At 44.7% G+C, this 18,611-nt stretch carries 17 protein-coding genes; 14 read left to right on the plus strand and 3 right to left on the minus strand.

Features of this window, described 5'->3' with window-relative positions:
* Positions 1 to 2: 2 nt before the first annotated feature.
* The 10 genes from trpC (at position 3) to hisIE (ending at position 9,239) form a co-directional block, all read left to right on the plus strand.
* Entirely contained in the window at positions 3 to 821 is an 819-nt protein-coding gene (gene trpC / locus DN752_RS18560; RefSeq protein ID WP_112785348.1) for an indole-3-glycerol phosphate synthase TrpC, read from the plus strand.
* Between the two features lie 2 nt (positions 822 to 823).
* Complete coding sequence (locus DN752_RS18565) at positions 824 to 1,450, plus strand: phosphoribosylanthranilate isomerase (RefSeq protein WP_112785349.1); 627 nt, start codon at positions 824 to 826, stop codon at positions 1,448 to 1,450.
* Positions 1,451 to 1,491: 41 nt separating this feature from the next.
* On the plus strand, positions 1,492 to 2,670 hold the full coding sequence (gene trpB, locus DN752_RS18570; RefSeq protein ID WP_112785350.1) for a tryptophan synthase subunit beta: 1,179 nt from the start codon (positions 1,492 to 1,494) through the stop codon (positions 2,668 to 2,670).
* A gap of 140 nt (positions 2,671 to 2,810) precedes the next feature.
* Positions 2,811 to 3,587 (plus strand): tryptophan synthase subunit alpha, encoded by a 777-nt coding sequence (gene trpA, locus DN752_RS18575; protein ID WP_112785351.1) that lies wholly within the window; start codon positions 2,811 to 2,813, stop codon positions 3,585 to 3,587.
* Positions 3,588 to 3,711: 124 nt separating this feature from the next.
* Positions 3,712 to 4,731, plus strand: a complete 1,020-nt coding sequence (gene aroF / locus DN752_RS18580) for a 3-deoxy-7-phosphoheptulonate synthase (RefSeq protein WP_112785352.1) — start codon at positions 3,712 to 3,714, stop codon at positions 4,729 to 4,731.
* A gap of 467 nt (positions 4,732 to 5,198) precedes the next feature.
* Positions 5,199 to 5,990: a phenylalanine 4-monooxygenase gene (locus DN752_RS18585; RefSeq protein ID WP_112785353.1), complete on the plus strand. Its 792-nt coding sequence runs from the start codon at positions 5,199 to 5,201 to the stop codon at positions 5,988 to 5,990.
* A gap of 219 nt (positions 5,991 to 6,209) precedes the next feature.
* The gene (gene hisH, locus DN752_RS18590) at positions 6,210 to 6,794 is read left to right on the plus strand and encodes an imidazole glycerol phosphate synthase subunit HisH (protein WP_112785354.1); all 585 of its coding nucleotides are present in this window, start codon (positions 6,210 to 6,212) and stop codon (positions 6,792 to 6,794) included.
* Between the two features lie 2 nt (positions 6,795 to 6,796).
* Positions 6,797 to 7,516 (plus strand): 1-(5-phosphoribosyl)-5-[(5-phosphoribosylamino)methylideneamino]imidazole-4-carboxamide isomerase, encoded by a 720-nt coding sequence (gene hisA / locus DN752_RS18595; RefSeq protein WP_112785355.1) that lies wholly within the window; start codon positions 6,797 to 6,799, stop codon positions 7,514 to 7,516.
* Between the two features lie 84 nt (positions 7,517 to 7,600).
* The gene (gene hisF, locus DN752_RS18600; protein ID WP_112785356.1) at positions 7,601 to 8,356 is read left to right on the plus strand and encodes an imidazole glycerol phosphate synthase subunit HisF; all 756 of its coding nucleotides are present in this window, start codon (positions 7,601 to 7,603) and stop codon (positions 8,354 to 8,356) included.
* Positions 8,357 to 8,633: 277 nt separating this feature from the next.
* Positions 8,634 to 9,239 (plus strand): bifunctional phosphoribosyl-AMP cyclohydrolase/phosphoribosyl-ATP diphosphatase HisIE, encoded by a 606-nt coding sequence (gene hisIE, locus DN752_RS18605; protein ID WP_112785357.1) that lies wholly within the window; start codon positions 8,634 to 8,636, stop codon positions 9,237 to 9,239.
* Positions 9,240 to 9,322: 83 nt separating this feature from the next.
* Here the strand turns inward: hisIE and DN752_RS18610 are convergent, their stop codons facing one another.
* Both DN752_RS18610 and DN752_RS18615 read right to left on the minus strand, forming a co-directional pair.
* The gene (locus DN752_RS18610; protein WP_162633265.1) at positions 9,323 to 10,177 is read right to left on the minus strand and encodes a hypothetical protein; all 855 of its coding nucleotides are present in this window, start codon (positions 10,175 to 10,177) and stop codon (positions 9,323 to 9,325) included.
* Positions 10,178 to 10,247: 70 nt separating this feature from the next.
* On the minus strand, positions 10,248 to 11,639 hold the full coding sequence (locus tag DN752_RS18615; protein WP_245949304.1) for a S41 family peptidase: 1,392 nt from the start codon (positions 11,637 to 11,639) through the stop codon (positions 10,248 to 10,250).
* A gap of 100 nt (positions 11,640 to 11,739) precedes the next feature.
* Here DN752_RS18615 and DN752_RS18620 point away from each other — a divergent pair, with 100 nt between their 5' ends.
* A complete protein-coding gene (locus tag DN752_RS18620) occupies positions 11,740 to 12,405 on the plus strand; it encodes a TetR/AcrR family transcriptional regulator (RefSeq protein WP_112785359.1) in 666 nt (221 codons plus the stop codon).
* Between the two features lie 12 nt (positions 12,406 to 12,417).
* On the plus strand, positions 12,418 to 13,731 hold the full coding sequence (locus DN752_RS18625; RefSeq protein ID WP_112785360.1) for an ABC1 kinase family protein: 1,314 nt from the start codon (positions 12,418 to 12,420) through the stop codon (positions 13,729 to 13,731).
* Between the two features lie 175 nt (positions 13,732 to 13,906).
* Here DN752_RS18625 and DN752_RS18630 read toward each other — a convergent pair whose 3' ends face one another.
* Positions 13,907 to 15,100 carry a PQQ-dependent sugar dehydrogenase gene (locus DN752_RS18630; protein WP_112785361.1) on the minus strand — a complete coding sequence of 398 codons (1,194 nt, stop codon included), beginning with the start codon at positions 15,098 to 15,100 and terminating at the stop codon, positions 13,907 to 13,909.
* Between the two features lie 100 nt (positions 15,101 to 15,200).
* Between DN752_RS18630 and DN752_RS18635 the strand changes: the two genes are divergently transcribed.
* Both DN752_RS18635 and DN752_RS18640 read left to right on the plus strand, forming a co-directional pair.
* Positions 15,201 to 17,123, plus strand: coding sequence for an ABC-F family ATP-binding cassette domain-containing protein (locus tag DN752_RS18635; RefSeq protein ID WP_112786614.1), 1,923 nt, complete (start codon positions 15,201 to 15,203; stop codon positions 17,121 to 17,123).
* Positions 17,124 to 17,217: 94 nt separating this feature from the next.
* Positions 17,218 to 18,483 (plus strand): type IX secretion system plug protein, encoded by a 1,266-nt coding sequence (locus tag DN752_RS18640; RefSeq protein WP_112785362.1) that lies wholly within the window; start codon positions 17,218 to 17,220, stop codon positions 18,481 to 18,483.
* The last annotated feature ends 128 nt before the right edge of the window (positions 18,484 to 18,611 follow it).

Below are 18,611 nucleotides of genomic sequence, written 5' to 3' on the forward strand. Positions count from 1 at the left end.
CCATGAATATCCTAGACAAAATCATCGCACACAAAAAAGAAGAGGTGGCTGAGCGAAAGAGCTTGGTGCCTACCAAGTTGTTGGAAAGAAGCGTCTTTTTTGACAACAAGGTGGTCTCTATGAAGAAATACGTGACTCATCCTGAGAAAACCGGCATCATTGCTGAATTCAAACGAAAGTCACCCTCCAAAGGAGCCATTAACAGCGCTGCCAAAGTGGAGAAAACCAGCATTGGTTATATGCAGTCAGGGGCTTCGGCACTTTCCATTTTGACCGACAAGGAGTTTTTTGGAGGTTCCAATGAGGACTTGGCCACTGCCAGAAAATTTAATTTCTGCCCGATATTGAGAAAGGATTTTATCATCGATGAGTACCAAATTGTCGAGGCCAAATCCATAGGGGCAGACTGCATTCTGCTGATTGCTGCCGCGCTGGAGCCAAAGCGGTTGGAGGAACTGGCCACCTTTGCGCACAAGCTGGGGCTGGAAGTGCTGATGGAAGTGCACGACCAAGAGGAACTGGACCGGTCACTGAACGATCAATTGGATTTGGTGGGGGTGAACAACAGAAGCCTAAAGACTTTTGATGTTTCACTGGATACATCTTACAGCTTGGTGGATAAAATTCCTGATCAATTTGTGAAAATCTCTGAGAGTGGAATCTCTGATCCCCAGACCTTGGTAGACCTGAAGAAAGGGGGATTTGATGGATTCTTGATCGGAGAGAATTTTATGAAATCCATCCGACCTCATCAGGCAGCCTATAATTTTATGAACAAATACCGGGAACTAAGTCCGGATTTCAAAACGGAGGCAGTTTAACGATGTTGGTGAAAGTGTGTGGCATGCGTGATGCGGAAAATATCAGGAGCCTGGATGAAAAAGTCCAGCCAGACCTGATGGGGATGATTTTTTATCCAAAATCCTCTCGGTATGTTGCTGATGCTGCCACCATTCCTTCTACCAAAGCCGCCAAGGTAGGTGTGTTCGTGAATACGCCCATCGCCGAAATCGTAGCCAAAGTCAATGCGTTTGGTCTGGCATACATCCAGCTTCATGGGGATGAAGATGCGGTTTTTGTGGAGGAATTAAAAAAACAGGCTGCTGCTGAGATCATAAAGGTCTTTAGGGTGACCGAGGAAGTAGACTGGACGTACCTGAAAGGTTTTGAGCCACACGTGGCGTATTTTCTGTTTGATACGGAAACGAAGGGATACGGTGGCTCCGGAAAAAAGTTCAATTGGGAGCTTTTGGAAAAATATCCCTTGCAAAAGCCATTTTTGCTCAGTGGAGGGATTCAGGAGGAAAGTGTAGCCGAAATCCAGCACCTGCAGCAAATACAGCCCAAGCTGGCAGGGGTGGATATCAATTCTAAATTTGAGCTTCATGCGGCCTTTAAGGATGTGGACAAAGTTATCCGCTTTGTAAAGGCCTTACAAGAAAATAGATAAGCATTTAAATATAGCCTTCTTCGGGGGGACTTGATAAAACTATGGTTAAAGTAGATGAAAAAGGGTTCTATGGGAAATTTGGGGGAGCTTACATTCCCGAAATGCTCTATCCCAATGTGGAAGAACTTAGGATCAATTATGAAAAAATCACCGAATCGGATGAGTTCAAAGAGGAATTTCATGCGCTTCTAAAAGACTATGTAGGACGTCCGACACCGTTGTACTATGCCAAGCGGCTGTCTGAGAAATATGGTGCAAAAATCTATCTCAAGCGGGAAGACCTCTGTCATACAGGCGCCCATAAGGTAAACAATACCATTGGTCAGATCATTTTAGCAAAGAAGCTGGGCAAGAAACGCATCATCGCCGAAACCGGAGCTGGCCAACATGGGGTGGCTACGGCGACCGTTTGTGCCCTGATGGGGATGGATTGTACGGTCTTTATGGGAGCCATTGACATGGAGCGCCAAAAGCCCAATGTGGAGCGGATGCGTATTTTGGGAGCGAAGGTGGTGCCCGCCACCTCCGGCAGCCAGACCCTCAAAGACGCTACCAATGAAGCCCTCCGGCAGTGGATCAATAATCCTGTGGATACCCATTACATCATTGGTTCTGTCGTAGGCCCGCATCCGTATCCGGAGATGGTGGCACGGTTTCAATCGGTAATCAGCGAAGAAATCAAATATCAGCTAAAGGAAAAAGAAGGCAAGGAAGATCCTGACTTGGTGATCGCCTGTGTAGGTGGTGGGAGTAATGCCGCTGGGGCTTTTTACCATTATTATAATCGCTCTTCCGTTAGGTTAATTGCTGTCGAAGCCGCTGGACTAGGCATAGCATCGGGAAAATCCGCAGCGACTACAGTGTTGGGTACACCGGGAGTTTTGCACGGCAGTAAGACCCTGCTGATGCAGACTGAAGACGGGCAGGTGGTAGAGCCACATTCGATATCTGCCGGGTTGGATTATCCAGGCATCGGGCCTGTCCATGCGCATTTATTTGATTCCAAAAGAGGTGAGTTCTTTGCCGTGGAAGATGAGGATGCGATGAAAGCAGGAGTGGAGCTGAGCAGGTTGGAAGGGATCATTCCGGCTGTCGAATCTGCGCATGCACTTTCCGTATTGAAGCAGGTGAAGTATAATGCTAGCGATGTGATCGTAATCAACCTTTCTGGAAGAGGAGACAAAGACCTGGAAACGTACATCAAGTGGGGAGGGTACTGAGTATAGCGTATCACGTAGTTAGTATCAAGAGTCAAGAGCAAAGAGTAAAGAGCCAAGAATAAAGAGAAAAGACAAGGAGAAGTTGGAGAAGTTGTGTTACCAATCTTCCGATTTTACAATTTCCAATCTTTCAATCAACTATGAACCGAATAGATCAATTATTTAAAGAGAAGCAGGGGAATATTCTTTCCATATATTTTACAGCAGGTTTTCCCAAATTGGAAGATACGCTCGCCATTATGGAGGCTATCGAAGAGGCGGGTGCCGATATCATCGAGGTGGGGATGCCCTATTCAGATCCTGTCGCCGATGGCCCTACCATTCAAGAAAGCAATAAAATAGCCCTTGATAATGGTATGAACATGAAAAAAATGTTTCAGCAGCTGGAGCATATGAGGGAATCGGTGACGATACCAGTAGTGCTGATGGGCTATCTTAATCCGATTTTGCAATATGGCATCGAGGCATTTTGCAAGAAATGCAAGGACGTCGGTGTGGATGGGCTTATTGTGCCGGACTTGCCGATACAGCAATATCAGGATGATTATAAAGCGTTGTTTGATGAATATGATCTTCGAAATACCTTCCTGATTTCTCCGCAGACAAGTGAAATGCGCATCCGTGAAATCGACCAGCAGTCCGATGGGTTTATCTATATGGTCTCTTCCCACAGTATCACTGGGGCAAAGTCGGGTATTTCTGATGAGCAGGAGGCGTATTTTGAAAGGGTAAAAAACATGAAACTGGAAAATCCTCGATTGATAGGTTTTGGCATTTCCGACCATGCTACATTCTCCAAGGCCTCGGCCTACAGTCATGGGGCTATTATCGGCAGTGCTTTCATCAAGGTGCTCAGAGATGCCAAAGACCTTAAGACAGATATCAAAAGTTATATTCAAGCGGTAAAACAGGGATAGTATTGCTGGAGAAAAAAAGTACCAAGAAGCTAAATCAAAGATAGTATCTTACCGTCAACCTGAAGCCTTTCAGTCTCACGACATTATCACCTATTAACCTCCAAACCTTCAAAAACAAGTAAAAATGATCATACAAGTAAAACAGGACATCACCGAAGCACAAAAGGAGAGCCTGATCAAAGAAATCAATCAAGTAGGGTACAAAATCACGGAAGTGATCACCCAAATGGGAACGTACCTAGTGGGGATCGGTAGTGCGGAGTTTGATATTCGTAAATTTGGACATCATGAGGGTATTCAGGATATCCATATCGTGTCCGATGCCTATAAATTGGTTTCTAAAAAGTGGAAAGTAAACCCCACTTCCATTGATTTGGGCGATGGGGTATTCATCAAGGAAGGTGATATGGCCGTGATGGCAGGCCCTTGCTCGATCGAGAGTGAGGAGCAAATCGTAAAAGTGATCGACCACCTGAAGGCCAATGATATCAAGATCATGCGTGGTGGAGTATATAAGCCTCGAAGCAGTCCATATGCATTCCGTGGATTGGGGATAGAGGGATTGAAGCTATGGCATGAACTGGCCAGCAAAGCCGGAATCAAGATCATCACAGAAGTGATGCAGGTTTCGCAGATCGAGGAGATGATGGATTATGTGGACGTATTCCAGGTAGGCGCCAGAAATACACAGAATTTCAACCTGCTGGATGAATTGGGCAAAGTGGATAAGCCGGTAATGATCAAGCGCGGGATTTCCGGTACGATCGAGGAGCTGCTACAGTCAGCGGAGTATGTGTTCTCTGGAGGAAATGAGAAGCTGATCCTGTGTGAACGAGGTATTAGGACCTATGAAAAAGCCACTAGGAATACCTTGGACCTGAATGCTGTGCCAGTGCTGAAGGACAAGTCTCACCTTCCCGTAGTGGTGGATCCATCCCATGGTATTGGTATACGTAAATTTGTTCACCAAATGGCCTTGGCTGGAGTGATGGCCGGGGCAGACGGCATTATCTATGAAGCGCATGAAATCCCGGAAAAGGCCTATTCAGACGGTCAGCAGACACTGGATTTCTCCCAAAGTACCCAATTGACCAGCCAAATCAGGCAAACTTTCGCAATGAGGAAGACGTTTGATTTGTTATAAATCTCGATAGGTACCATTATTGAGCGTGGAACGAAAGTGGCGCGAAGCCATCTCGTAAAATCATGAAATATGTGTGTCCGCATGAACACCAGTAATCAGAGAAAAAGTAAATAGGTCCTCACAAAAACCAAAAAAATCTCAGAAAAGCCGTATTTCATTCTGGGTGTTCTGTGCGTTCAGTGAGAAATTAAATCTACTGGCGAGAAAACGGATACTAAGATTGCGAAACAAGGGATTTTGATTAGAAGAAGTAACTTGTTATCTTTGTGATTCAAGATGAAAAACCTATCCGTAAAATATTACAGCTATTACTACCATTTTCTCCCCAAAAAGGATTAGGTGTAATGCTGTGAGCTTTACTGTAAAAAAATATACAAAGGCCTAATCCTACTCGGGGTTAGGCCTTTTTTATTTTAACCCATTTTCAGAATATACGTAAATTTAAGTAGTACTAACCCAAATATAAGATGGCAGGTAAACCAGCTGATTGGGTCTTCCAAGACCCTCGATTAAAAGAAATGCATCAGGATTATGGTGCTTATACCCAAGAGGATTTTGCAGTATGGAAAACCCTTTACGAACGGCAGATTGTGAACCTTCCCAAAGCTGCTTCACAGGCCTATCTGGACGGTATCAAGGAGATCAACTTTAGTGCTGACCGCATTGCCGATTTTGCTGAGGTAAATCGGATTTTGAGCAAGTCTACGGGATGGGGAGTGCAGGTTGTACCGGGATTGATTGACGATGATTTGTTTTTTGGTTTGCTGAAAAACAAGCAGTTTCCCTCTTCGACATGGCTGCGTAAAATGGAACAGTTGGATTATTTGGAAGAGCCAGACATGTTCCATGATGCCTTTGCGCACATGCCACTGCTCACCAACCAGCCATATGTGGATTTTTTACAGAACCTTAGTGGGATTGCCCTTAAGTACATTGACGATAAGTGGGCGATTCACTTGCTGTCGAGGATCTATTGGTTTACCATTGAGTTTGGATTGATCCGTGAGAAAGGGGAGTTACGGATTTACGGAGCAGGGATTTTGAGCTCTGCCGGTGAAACCAAATTCAGTCTTTCTGATGATCCTGACCATATCGACTATGATGTCAGAAGGATCATGCAGACGGCCTACTGGAAGGATAAGTTTCAGGACAAGTATTTTGTGATAGAAAGTTATGAGCAGCTTTATAATTCCATTCCGGAGATTGAGAAAGTCCTGGCGGAGGAGCTGATTGCCAGTGAAGGAGCTGAAAACGAGTAATAAGGACATGGTGAGAAGTTTTGAGTATTAATCTTTCTGCCAAATAGATTGGATAATACCTTCAAAAATAGGATATAATGTTTATTTTTGAGCTGCGAAAATACAGGCGATTCTATGCTTGTACAGTCAGATCAAAAAGTTCACAAACCTAAGCGATAGACCTCAAATTTTCCTTTGGGACTTTGAGGTCTATTTAGCTTTTAAGTAGTAGTAAAGTAAATGGATGTAGCCATTATAAAATATAATTCCGGGAATGTGCTGTCGGTGCTATATGCCCTAGAGCGTCTCGGGATCAATGCCAAGCTTACCGATGACGTAGAGGAGATCCAGAAAGCCGATAAGGTGATTTTTCCCGGTCAGGGAGAAGCCAGTTCGGCCATGCGGTACCTTCGTGAGCGAAAACTTGACCAGCTTATCAAAGAGCTAAAGCAGCCTTTTTTTGGGATTTGCTTAGGGCAGCAGTTGTTGTGTGAATATTCGGAGGAGAATGATACCGAGTGCTTGGGGATATTCCCTGTGAAAGTGAAGAGGTTTCCGCCGCAGGATAAAGTGCCCCATGTGGGCTGGAATAGCCTGCAGGATACCAAGGGGCCACTGCTGGAAGGGATCAATGAGCATGATTATGTTTATTATGTCCACAGTTATTTTGCTGAAATTCACCCTGAGTTTACCATTGGAAAAACCCATTATATAGAGGGTTTTAGTGCCTTATTGCATAAGGACAACTTCTATGCGATGCAGGCCCACCCTGAAAAAAGCAGCCTGTCAGGCCAAAAAATATTAACCAACTTCTTGAATTTGTGATCATGGAAATCATTCCAGCAATAGATATTATCGGGGGCAAATGTGTCCGTTTGACCCAAGGAGATTATGGACAGAAAAAAGAGTACGCAGACAATCCGCTAGAAGTAGCCAAAAAGTTTGAGCAAGCAGGCATCAAACGGCTTCATTTGGTGGATTTGGACGGGGCTAAAGCAAAGACCATCGTAAACAAAACTGTGCTGGAAAGCATCACATCCAATACTTCCCTTAAGGTGGATTTTGGAGGAGGTGTACAATCGGATGAGACCATCCAAATGGCTTTTGATGCGGGTGCCAGTCAAGTGACGGGTGGAAGTATAGCCGTGAAGAACCCAGTGTTGTTTGAAAGTTGGTTGGTGAAGCATGGATCGGAGAAGATCATTCTGGGAGCAGATGCCAAAAATAGAAAAATCGCCATTAGCGGCTGGGAAGAGACCACCGAAGCAGATGTGGTGGACTTCATCAAGGCCTATCATGCCAAAGGAGCCCATTATGTGATCTGCACGGATGTGGCCAAAGACGGTTTGCTTCAAGGACCTTCGGTGGATTTGTACAAAGAAATCATTCAAGAGATCCCCGGCATTCAGTTGATTGCCAGCGGTGGTGTTGCAGAGGTGCAGGACTTGGAAGAATTGGAGAAGATCGGTGTGTATGGAGCCATTGTAGGCAAAGCTTTCTATGAAGGGCGAATTAGCCTTGAGCAATTGGCGGCTTTTGCGGGGTAGTGATTAGGTTATTTAGTTACTAAGTTATAAAAGTTGAATCGACAGAAGCAATGCTTCGTGCTTCCGAATGCTGATTGTAAAAATATGCTGACAAAAAGAATAATACCTTGCCTAGATATAAAAGACGGCCGCACGGTAAAAGGGGTGAACTTTGTGGATTTGCGCGATGCGGGAGATCCTGTGGAACTGGCCAAAGTGTATTCGGATGAAGGAGCCGATGAGCTGGTGTTTTTGGATATCACGGCGACAGTGGATAAGCGCAAGACGCTGGCAGAGCTGGTGACGCGAGTGGCCAAGGCCACCAATATTCCCTTTACCGTAGGTGGAGGGATCTCTACTGTGGAAGATGTAAAGGTGCTGTTGAATGCCGGTGCGGACAAGATCAGTATCAACTCCGCGGCTGTGAAAAGACCAGAAGTCATTGATGAGATGGTTGCTGAGTTTGGTAGCCAATGCATCGTGGTGGCGATCGATACACGAAATGTGGACGGAGTGGATTTCGTACATACCCACGGTGGAAGAAAACCTACTACGATCCAAACCCAGGCCTGGGCGAAAGAGGTAGCGGACAGAGGTGCAGGAGAGATACTCTTGACCAGCATGGATCATGATGGCACCAAAGCGGGGTTTGCCAATGGGCTGACCAGTGAGATTTCAGCAGCGTTGACCATTCCGGTGATTGCTTCTGGAGGGGCAGGAACCATGCCGCATTTCAAGGATGTTTTCACAGGAGGAAAGGCCGATGCTGCTTTGGCGGCCAGTATTTTCCACTTTAAGGAAATCGGGATTCCCGATCTGAAACATTATTTGGCAGGAGAAGGAGTTACGATGAGGATATAATGTCCGGTGCCGGATGTATGTGGTTGTGCCGAGAGGTGCGCACCGGCACGGTGAAAATTGAGCTTTTAGCTCAAATAATGAGCCGCAGGCTCAATTTTAGTTATCCCGCGGCACAACCGATGGGATAACTGCGAACAGAGGAATGAAATGCTGATAACGCGGACTGAGCAGATGAGCACTGATGATGATATCTGTGAAACCCTGCTTGATCAGCGTCATCTGCATCCTGTTAACTCAATCAATAACGAATAACCGCTTACTCAATAACGAACATTCAATGGAAGAATTAAAGATAGATTTTGAAAAAGTAAATGGCTTGGTGCCCGCCATCATCCAAGATGCGAATACCAATAAAGTGCTTATGCTGGGGTATATGAACGAGGAAGCGCTTAAGAAAACCCAAGAGGACGGAAAAGTGACCTTCTTCAGCAGGACCAAGCAGCGTCTGTGGACCAAAGGAGAGACATCTGGAAATTTTATGCATGTCCAATCCATCAAAGTAGATTGTGATAATGATACATTATTGGTGAAAGCCAGTCCTGTCGGACCAGTGTGCCATACCGGATCTGACACTTGCTTTGATGAAGAAAATACCTCCAAGACTGCTTTTATCGACCATTTACGAGGCATCATCAAAGACCGTAAAAACAACCCTTCTGATTCATCTTATACGGCTTCGCTATTCGCCAAAGGCATCAATAAAGTAGCCCAAAAAGTTGGCGAAGAGGCAGTGGAAATTGTCATTGAAGCCAAGGATGACAATAAAGACCTTTTTATGGGAGAAGCAGCGGATTTGCTTTTTCACTATCTAGTGCTCCTTGAAGCAAAAGGCTATGAGCTCGATGAGGTCATGGATGTCCTTGTCAAAAGACACAAAGCCTGATATCAGTAAACCAAATAAAATTGCTTAAGGATTAGCCAAGGGGGGACGAACCCTGTTTTTATTGGTGTATTCGTGTCCATGTTTTAGTAGATGATATTGACAGGTTTGGTGTTTTTATTCTTGTAGGTGATGGCTGTTTTTTGTCCTTCGATGATTTTGACTACGCGCTTTACAGTTACAATGCTGATAAATACAGAATCTCCTTTATCTAATTGTGAATGATCACTGTAAAGATCTGCTGGAGAAAAAGTAAACTGATTATTCTTGGCTAGCGTGGGGTAGGTTGATTCTGAGTATAAGGTTGGAGTACTTCCATAAACCTCAAAGTTCTCTTTAGGGAGTATTTTTAGGGCAAAGTAGATGCTGTCGGATGGATTTGCTTTAGAGAATGAAATAGTGGTATTTTCAGACCGGGATAAGGTATCAGGATATTTATGAATGGTTACCTGTTGAGGGAGGTCATTCATTTGTACGATATATCTTTGTGATTTATCGCGCGGGATAAAGCTCCATTGCAATTGTGAAGATTCATCTAAGCTGTTTTCTAGCTGCCACATGTTGCCATTAACGTAGTTGTTGTAATTCATCTTTTCTTTTCGAAAAACACTCATATTCTTTCCGTTTAAAGTAGCGTTATAGATGAGGATGCCCTGATAATTAGCGCTAAAACGATTGTCATTAATGTGATAATAAGGCCACTCTTTGTCTATGGTAATGGCATTTTCGATGAATTCAAATTCATTGTCAGTGTGAATGTCATAATGAGCCATTCTAGGGACCATGATGTCGGAAGTGTCAGCATTGACATAGGTTAAGGGTAATGAGCGAGGGATAAAACCGCCTTCCAAAGGTTCATATTTAGGAAGAATTAGTTCAGACTCACACGAAAAAATACTCAAAACAGGTATGAATAAACAAATATAAGTAATTAGTTTCATGGTATAAATAATGTATTGTTAATTACTTTAAATGTAATTATTTTGTTCAAAAAAATAACTTATTACTTTTTTAATACACAGGAAATTCTTTTTCCAGTCCCTCAAAATCGTCAATCATCAACCAGGATGGGGGGAGGGGTTGCTTTCGGCCCAGAGCAGGGAAGCTTCCTGTCTCAATATAGTGGAGGGCTGCCGCTAATCGTGGCTCTGCCGGATCCCCCCAATCGTATGATATGCCGTCTATAGCCTCATAATCTACTGGAAACCCATCAAAGTAGGCTGCCGTGCCATTTGCATTGGCGGTCGAGAAGGTGATGGGAACGAGCTCTACGTTACGCTCCTTGAGGTGTTTGTTAAAGTCTGATATTGGGAAAGCTCCTACAGGCTTGCCATAGGTGTTTTGCCCGACCAATTTGACATCCATATAGGGAGTGAGACAGTTGATCGTGAGTTCACTGGCAGAGGCAGATCCTCCCGAGGTGATGAAGAAAATGCGGTTGAGTGACAGGTTTCCATTTTTCTTAAAAGAGACATTTTCATTCATTTCCCTTTTGTTGCGGTTGTGCTGGTCGGTGTACATGATGGAGCCATCTGCGGTAGCAGGGATGATGCTGTTCATGAGCTGCTCGGCCACGCGGACAGAACCTCCGCCATTATAGCGCAAGTCAATGATCAACTCTGAAATACCCTCTTCTTCCAGCTTGTTCATGGCCTCTTCGACCTCCGTACTTTGGGTGGGTTTAAGGCCTGCTGTGGCCTTGAAGCTATTGTAGACGAGGTAACCTGTTTTTTTGCCATTGACATCTATGGTGGATTGATGTAATAGGGAGTTTGACTGGTAAGCCGCTTTGCTATTGGTGCGTGTAGTGGTCGTCCCGTCTGGCAATTCAAATGTGAAGGTGTTGCTGATACCACTTTCTGCAGGGCCCAGTTGGAAGTTATAGCCAGTGTTGGTTTTGTAATCGTCGATGGGCTTGTCATTGACTCGGGTGATTTTCCAGCCCCTTTTCCAGCCATCCTTACCTGCGGGAGCGTCGTCGTAGACAAATGTAAGGTAAAGGTTCCCGTCTTCGGCAAGCCCCCAGCCAAAGCCATGGCCAATATTTTGGCCTGTGAAGGCCTGGTCAAAAGCATCTGGTGTCGTCAGGTACGACCATCGATCCAATTCTTGGTATTTTAGGGCTTCCAAAAGGTCGTCATACGTCGTGTAGGCATCAAAGTCCACTTTGGAAGGCATCTTGTCGTTCCAGAAATACCATTCCCCCATACTGGCATAAATTCCCGCTTTTACGATGCCGTCTGTAAAACGAGGATCATCGAGGTCATCATGGCATGATATCATGGTCATGATCAACATGACAAGCAGGGGAAGCCTACTAATAGGTGTAAAGGCAGGTTTTTTCATAAGGGATACATCTTCAGGGATAAACGGAGAAAACTGCTTTTTAGATTTATAGTACACTCGGTTTTTCCCGTTTCCAAAAATACTGGATAAATCATTGAAAACTAAAACCTACAGAAAGGTTTTGGTGTTACTACTAATGAGTAAACCAGACAAGACTATGGAAAAGACAACTGCAAAGAAGCCAACCAAAATTGACAAGCGGGCAAAAATCATAGATGCTTATAAAACCTATGTTCTGGAGCATGGTAAGTCTCCGGCATCGGTCTTTAAGTTTACGAAGGAGCTTAAAATGAAAGAAGTAGATTTTTACGCTTTTTTCTCCAGCTTTACCGCTGTCAAAAGAGCCGTGTGGCAAAATATCTTTCAGGTCACTCTTACGGCACTGGAATCCCAGAAAATCTATAAAGAGTATTCGTCAAGGGAGAAGTTGCTGGCATTTTTTTATACGTGGATAGAGGAGTTAAAGCATAATAGGAGCTATTTGCTGGTGCTTTATGGAGCGCATCAGCTTCCCAGCCATTCATTGCCCCAAGAGCTCAAAGGATTTAGAAATGATTTTAAAGAATATGCGAGCGGTGTCCTAGCCGAAGGGGAAGAGAATGAGGAAATCGCTAAGCGTCCTTACCTTAGCGACAAGTATGATGAAGCCTTATGGTTGCAGGTGCTTTTTGTGTTTAGGTTTTGGGTCAAAGACCAATCCGATGGTTTTGAGAAAACCGATGAAGCCATCGAGAAATCCGTGAACCTGGCCTTTGACCTGATGGGAAAGAGTGCCTTGGACACCTTTGTGGATTTTGCCAAATTCCTTTACCAATCCCGTTAACCGATTTTACCAGTGGAAAAGAAAGAACAAGTCAGCATTCCTGTGGGCAAGGTCCAAAGGGCAACAAAATTTATCAAAACCGGTGCTAAGGTCGGGGGAAATTACGTAAAGCATTATGCCCGTAAATTTCAGGACCCGACACATTCACGTGAGCAACTTGACAACGATAATGCAACAGATATATATGGATCGCTGAGCGAGCTGAAGGGAAGTGCACTGAAAGTGGCCCAGATGATGTCCATGGACAAGAACCTATTGCCCAAGGCCTATCAAGAGCAGTTTGCCATGGCACAATATAGTGCGCCACCTTTATCTTATCCCTTGGTGGTCAAGACTTTTCAGAAATATTTTGAGAAAGTGCCGGAAGCCATTTTCGATACGTTTACCCGCTCTGCCGTGAATGCCGCTTCCATCGGGCAGGTGCACCAAGCTACGTTGGATGGGAAGAAGTTGGCGGTGAAGATCCAGTATCCCGGTGTCGCCAATAGTGTGAGTTCGGACCTGAAACTGGTGCGGCCTTTTGCCCTTCGGTTGCTGAATATTAGTGAAAAGGAGCTAAGTCACTATATGGCCGAAGTAGAGGAACGTTTGCTAGAAGAGACAGATTATGAGCTTGAGGTGAGGCGATCAAAGGAAATCTCTTCTGAATGCAGCCACATCCCACATCTGGCCTTTCCCACTTACTATGAGGCACTCAGTTGCGAACGTATCATCACGATGGATTGGCTGGAAGGAAAGCACATCAAGGAATGGCTGCTGACGGATCCTTCTCAAGAAGCAAGAAATCGCATCGGGCAAGCTTTGTGGGATTTCTATCATCACCAAGTGCACGAACTCAAGCAAGTCCACGCTGATCCACATCCCGGTAATTTTATCATGATGGAAAATGGAGACTTGGGCATCATTGATTTTGGGTGTGTGAAAGTGATCCCTGAAGATTTTTACCAAGGGTATTTCAGCTTGATCAAAAAAGAACTGGTCGCCAATAAAGAAGAATTGGATAAAATATTCTATGACCTGGAATTTATTACAGATATGGATTCGGCCGAGGAAAAGGTGTTCTTCAAGTCCATTTTCAAAGAGATGATTTCATTGATAGGAAGACCTTTTCACGAGGAGTGGTTTGATTTTGCTGATGATACTTATTTCGACCAGATTTTCGAACTGAGCGATCGGGTGTCCAATGACAAGATGTTCAAAAAATCAAGACAGGCAAGGGGATCCAAACATGGCTTATATGTGAACAGGACGTATTTTGGCTTGTATAGCTTGCTTAACCAGCTGCAGGCAAAAGTAAAAACGACCAAGCCGGAGTGGTTGAAGTAAGTGAGGTTGTGAGCAAAACTTCCATGATGGAGGAGTTTTGTTGATTTTAAAACAATTTCAGGTTGCTGCCGTGGCAGTCGCCGAGCTAAATGAAAACGCCCGCTTTTTGGTGGTTATTGCACTAAAAAGCGGGCGGAGTAATATGTTTTCGATGGGATGATGGATTGAGCCTTGGTTAAGGCTGGTTATAGCTGATGCGATAAATACAACCGGCCATATCATCAGAGACGAGAAGGCTGCCGTCTGGCAGTTCCTGCACATCCACAGGACGCCCCCAAACTTCCTGGCTGGCATCGTCCAGCCATCCTGAAGCAAATACTTCTTCACCTGCCACCTCGCTGCCGTCAAGTGAGACATTGGTGACGGTATAGCCACTTTTTTTGCTTCTGTTCCAAGAACCGTGTTTGGCCACAAAAATGGATTTTTTGTAGGTGTTAGGGAACATGCTGCCAGCATAAAAACGCATTCCTAAAGGAGCCACGTGAGGGCCTAGCTTTGCTTTTGGAGCCACATAGGCTGCTTGATCTTCGCCGGCCTCCCCAAATTCAGGGTCTTTGACATCTCCTTGGTGCCAGTACGGATAGCCAAAGTGCTGTCCCGCTTCAGTCACGGCATTTAGCTCGCATTCGGGGACATTGTCGCCCATTTGGTCACGGCCATTGTCTGTAAACCAAAGGTTGTTGCTGTCAGGATGCCAGTCAAAGCCCACGGTATTTCGCACGCCATGTGCTACGATTTCCGGTGCTGGGTTGTCAGCATTTACATCCAGGCGCGTGATGGAAGCAAAGATTTCTTTTTCTGGTTCGCAGATATTGCAAGGAGCGCCGATAGGGACGTATAATAGCCCATCAGGCCCAAATGCAATAAATTTCCATCCATGGTGGCCTTCAGTAGGGTATTGGTCATACACCACCTCGAAGCTTGGATCAGTCAAGTGGTTCTTGATATCGGGAAACTTGAGAATACGGTTGATTTCGGCCACATAAAGGTCTCCGTCCTTGTAGGCTACGCCATTGGGAGAATTAAGGTCTTCGGCAAGGGTGTACCGGAAATCAGCTTTGCCATCGCCATTTTCATCGACTATAGCGTAGACGTTTTTTTCCTGACGGTTGCCGACAAAAACGATTCCCTCTTCGGATATGCTCAATGATCTGGCATTAGGGATGTTGGCGGCCCAGACGTCAATCGTGAAATTCTCTGGTAACTGGATGGTTTCTAGCTGTACATCAGCAGAATCCGATGAGATATCCACGCGGTTTTCACCGTCAACAGCTTCGATCGGTTTGAGTTTGTTTCCTTGGTCGGTGTCACAAGAAAATAATAAGATGCTTATGGATAATGCACCAAATAAGGTTTTGTGATATTTCATGCGTTAGGGTTTCTAGTATTTGATAATTCTTGAAGTTAAGAAAAAGCTGAATTTTTTCATCATAATGATTTATAAACGGGAGAATCCTTATTTTTGCAGCATGTTATCCATCAATAATTTATCCTATTACATCGGTGGGAGGGCATTGTACGAAAATGCTTCCCTTCATATCAAACCAAAAGACAAAATCGGCTTGGTAGGCCTCAACGGGACCGGCAAGTCCACGCTGCTGAAAATCATCAATGGAGATTATCTGCCAAGTAAAGGTGAGATTCAAAAAGCAAAGGATTGTACCATCGGTTTTCTGAACCAAGATTTATTGTCTTATCAGTCTGAAGACAGCATTTTGGATGTTGCCTTGGAGGCTTTTAAAGAGACCTTGGCGCTTCAGGACCAAATCGATGTGGTGCTAAAGCAAATGGAAACCGATTATTCCGAAGAGATCATCAATAAACTGGCGCACCTACAGGAGCGGTTTGAGGCGAATGAGGGCTATACGATTAAAGCCAAAGCAGAGGAAGTGCTGGAAGGAATTGGCTTTTCCACAGGTGATTTGAGTAGACCATTGAAGACCTTTTCGGGTGGGTGGAGAATGCGGGTGATGCTGGCCAAGTTGCTGTTGGAGAAGCCGTCATTGCTGATGCTTGATGAACCTACCAACCACCTTGACCTGCCTTCCATCCAGTGGGTAGAAAATTACCTGAAGACCTACGAAGGAGCAGTGATCGTGGTATCTCACGACCAGACTTTCTTGGACAATTGTATCGAGATTACCGTGGAAGTATCCCGGCAATCACTGACTCCGTATGCGGGCAATTACTCGTTCTTTAAAGAACAGAAGGTAGAGCGTGAAGAAATTCAGCAGAATGCCTATGAGAATCAGCAAAAGATGATCAAAGATACGGAGCGTTTTATCGAGCGTTTCCGGGCCAAAGCTTCCAAATCCAATCAGGTACAGTCGCGGGTCAAAGCACTGGAAAGAATGGAGCGCGTGAATGAAGTGGTGAGTGATAATATCTCGGTGAATTTCAAATTTAAGTTCTCTAAACAGTCCGGTCGGGACGTGGTGACATTGGACAATGTGTCCAAGGCCTACGGAGATATCAAGATCCTGGAAAACTCCACCGCTCGTATCGAAAGGGGCGATAAGATCGCACTGATCGGAGCCAATGGAAAAGGGAAATCCACCCTGTTGCGGATCATCGACGGTTCTGAGCCTATTAATGGTGATCGAAGTGAAGGCTATAATGTGGTGAAATCCTTCTTTGCGCAGCACCAACTGGAAGCCCTCAATGTCAATAATGAAATCCTGCAGGAAATGGTACAGGCAGGGAGTGATAAAACCGAAACCGAACTGAGAAACGTTTTGGGTTGCTTCCTGTTTACCAACGATGATGTGTTCAAGAAGATCAAGGTGCTATCAGGTGGAGAGAAGTCCAGGGTGGCACTGGCCAAAACGCTGATATCGGAAGCCAATTTCCTACTGCTCGATGAGCCTACCAACCACTTGGACATGCAGTCAGTCAATATCCTGATCCAGGCCTTGCAGCAATACGAGGGGACCTTTGTGACGGTTTCTCACGACCGGCATTTTATAAAGGGAGTGGCCAATAAAATTTGGTACATCGAAGATCATGAAATCAAGGAATATCTCGGGACATATGAAGAGTATGTTTTCTGGCGATCTCAGCAAGTAGAAAAAGCAGTGTCTAGCGGCCCCAAGAAAGAGAAAGCACCAAAGCCAAAACCTGTACGCTCCAACACGGAGGTGACTCAAGCTAAAAACGACCTAAAGAAGAAAGAGCGTGAGCTCGAAGAAGTGGAAGGACGAATTATGGCGTTGGAAGATGAAAAGACGCAACTGGAAAAGCAACTGGCCGATCCGTCGGTTTTTCAAAACGAAGAAGAGTCCCAAAAAGTAAATAAGGCGTATGGAGAAGTGAAGAAAAAGGAAGAGGAGCTTACGGCCAATTGGGAAAGACTTGCAGAGGAAATTCAGGGCCTTCAGGAAACGGTTTCTTAAACATTACACTTAGATGATTATAAATGCCAGTTCTACTTTACTGTGGAACTGGCATTATTTTTTATCTTGCTTATCGAAAATAACCAAGTTGAAAATGCGGATAGTAATAGTATTGTTTTTTTTGATGGGTAGTCTGTGTTCATTTTGTCTTGCCCAAGAAGCGTTAGAGAACAAGGTGTATGAAGAAAATATACAGACCGTGCAGCTTTATCGCAGTGGAGGAAATAAGGCTTCCCAAATGAATGCTCCTATCATTTCTCTGGGGGGTGGACAATTGGTGTTGGAGTTTGACGACTTGGCCTTTGAGCCTGACAGATATGCCGCCACCTTGATCCATTGTGATGCAGACTGGACACCCTCCGGGCTCAAATCAGCCGATTACCTACAGCGGTACAATGAATTTAATATTACCGAGTACGATTATTCGATCAATACGCGAATTCCTTATGTGCATTTCACTTTTCCTGTCCCACAGGTGACCAAGTCAGGGAATTATATCCTGAAGGTCTATCGTGGCAGAAATGAGGATGAAGTGATCATCACGCGGAGATTTATGGTGTATCAGGACCAAGCCAAAGTAGGTGTGCAGCTACTACCACCTACCATGATAGAGGACCGAATGAGTGGTCAGCAGATCGATATTTTAGTGAACTATGGCGCTAGGGAACTAAAGAACCCATTGGAAAATGTCCAAGTGGTCGTACGTCAAAATCAACGTTGGGACAACGCCAAAGTAGGAGAGAAACCTTCCTTTATCAGGCAGGATAAGAGCCAGTTGGAGTACCGCTTTTTTGCCGGGGAGAATATTTTTGATGCAGGAAATGAGTTTCGTTTTATCGACCTGCGGTATGTTCGGACCACTGGGCGTAACATTGCTTCGATCGAAATGAAAGATGATGTAGTGTATGCTTCGGCTGCGCTAAATGAGCCTAGGAGTACCGCTAGTTATTTTGAATATCTGGACCTGAATGGCCAGTATATTGTGGAGAACTTGGAGCGTGGGAATCCAAAATTGGAAAGTGAATATGTATTGGTGACGTTCAGCGCTGATATGGGCGAGGTCGTCGGGGAACCTTACCTTTTTGGAGCATTGACCAATTGGGGGCGATCTCCACAAGCGAAAATGACCAAAAATGAATCGGGTGGACAATACCGAGCCTCGGTGTTGTTGAAGCAGGGATGGTACGATTATCAGATAGCCGTTAAAAAAGAAGGCGAATGGAATACTTCCTTGGTGGAAGGAAGTCATTTTCAAACTGAAAATGAATACGATGTTTTGGTGTATTACCGGGATTTTGGCTCTAGGTATGATGAACTTATCGGTTATACCTCTATTAATGCCAATAAAAGGCGGTTTTGATATAAGTACGGAGGTAGAAGTATGAAGATAGAAAAACTAGGTACAAAGTAACTTATAATGAGACCAGAGGTGGACTAAGGATGGCTGCGAGGAATGGTGTGGCAGATTTTTACTGTTCGGGTTTTGAA

It is taken from the genome of Echinicola strongylocentroti (assembly GCF_003260975.1).
GTDB classification, from domain to species: Bacteria; Bacteroidota; Bacteroidia; order Cytophagales; family Cyclobacteriaceae; genus Echinicola; species Echinicola strongylocentroti.

Bases quoted from the DNA above. Each gene is read 5' to 3' on its own strand.
- trpC (WP_112785348.1), top strand. From the start codon at position 3: ATGAATATCCTAGACAAAATCATCGCACACAAAAAAGAAGAGGTGGCT.
- DN752_RS18565 (WP_112785349.1), top strand. From the start codon at position 824: ATGTTGGTGAAAGTGTGTGGCATGCGTGATGCGGAAAATATCAGGAGC.
- trpB (WP_112785350.1), top strand. From the start codon at position 1,492: ATGGTTAAAGTAGATGAAAAAGGGTTCTATGGGAAATTTGGGGGAGCT.
- trpA (WP_112785351.1), top strand. From the start codon at position 2,811: ATGAACCGAATAGATCAATTATTTAAAGAGAAGCAGGGGAATATTCTT.
- aroF (WP_112785352.1), top strand. From the start codon at position 3,712: ATGATCATACAAGTAAAACAGGACATCACCGAAGCACAAAAGGAGAGC.
- DN752_RS18585 (WP_112785353.1), top strand. From the start codon at position 5,199: ATGGCAGGTAAACCAGCTGATTGGGTCTTCCAAGACCCTCGATTAAAA.
- hisH (WP_112785354.1), top strand. From the start codon at position 6,210: ATGGATGTAGCCATTATAAAATATAATTCCGGGAATGTGCTGTCGGTG.
- hisA (WP_112785355.1), top strand. From the start codon at position 6,797: ATGGAAATCATTCCAGCAATAGATATTATCGGGGGCAAATGTGTCCGT.
- hisF (WP_112785356.1), top strand. From the start codon at position 7,601: ATGCTGACAAAAAGAATAATACCTTGCCTAGATATAAAAGACGGCCGC.
- hisIE (WP_112785357.1), top strand. From the start codon at position 8,634: ATGGAAGAATTAAAGATAGATTTTGAAAAAGTAAATGGCTTGGTGCCC.
- DN752_RS18610 (WP_162633265.1), bottom strand. From the start codon at position 10,177: ATGAAACTAATTACTTATATTTGTTTATTCATACCTGTTTTGAGTATT.
- DN752_RS18620 (WP_112785359.1), top strand. From the start codon at position 11,740: ATGGAAAAGACAACTGCAAAGAAGCCAACCAAAATTGACAAGCGGGCA.
- DN752_RS18630 (WP_112785361.1), bottom strand. From the start codon at position 15,100: ATGAAATATCACAAAACCTTATTTGGTGCATTATCCATAAGCATCTTA.
- DN752_RS18635 (WP_112786614.1), top strand. From the start codon at position 15,201: ATGTTATCCATCAATAATTTATCCTATTACATCGGTGGGAGGGCATTG.
- DN752_RS18640 (WP_112785362.1), top strand. From the start codon at position 17,218: ATGCGGATAGTAATAGTATTGTTTTTTTTGATGGGTAGTCTGTGTTCA.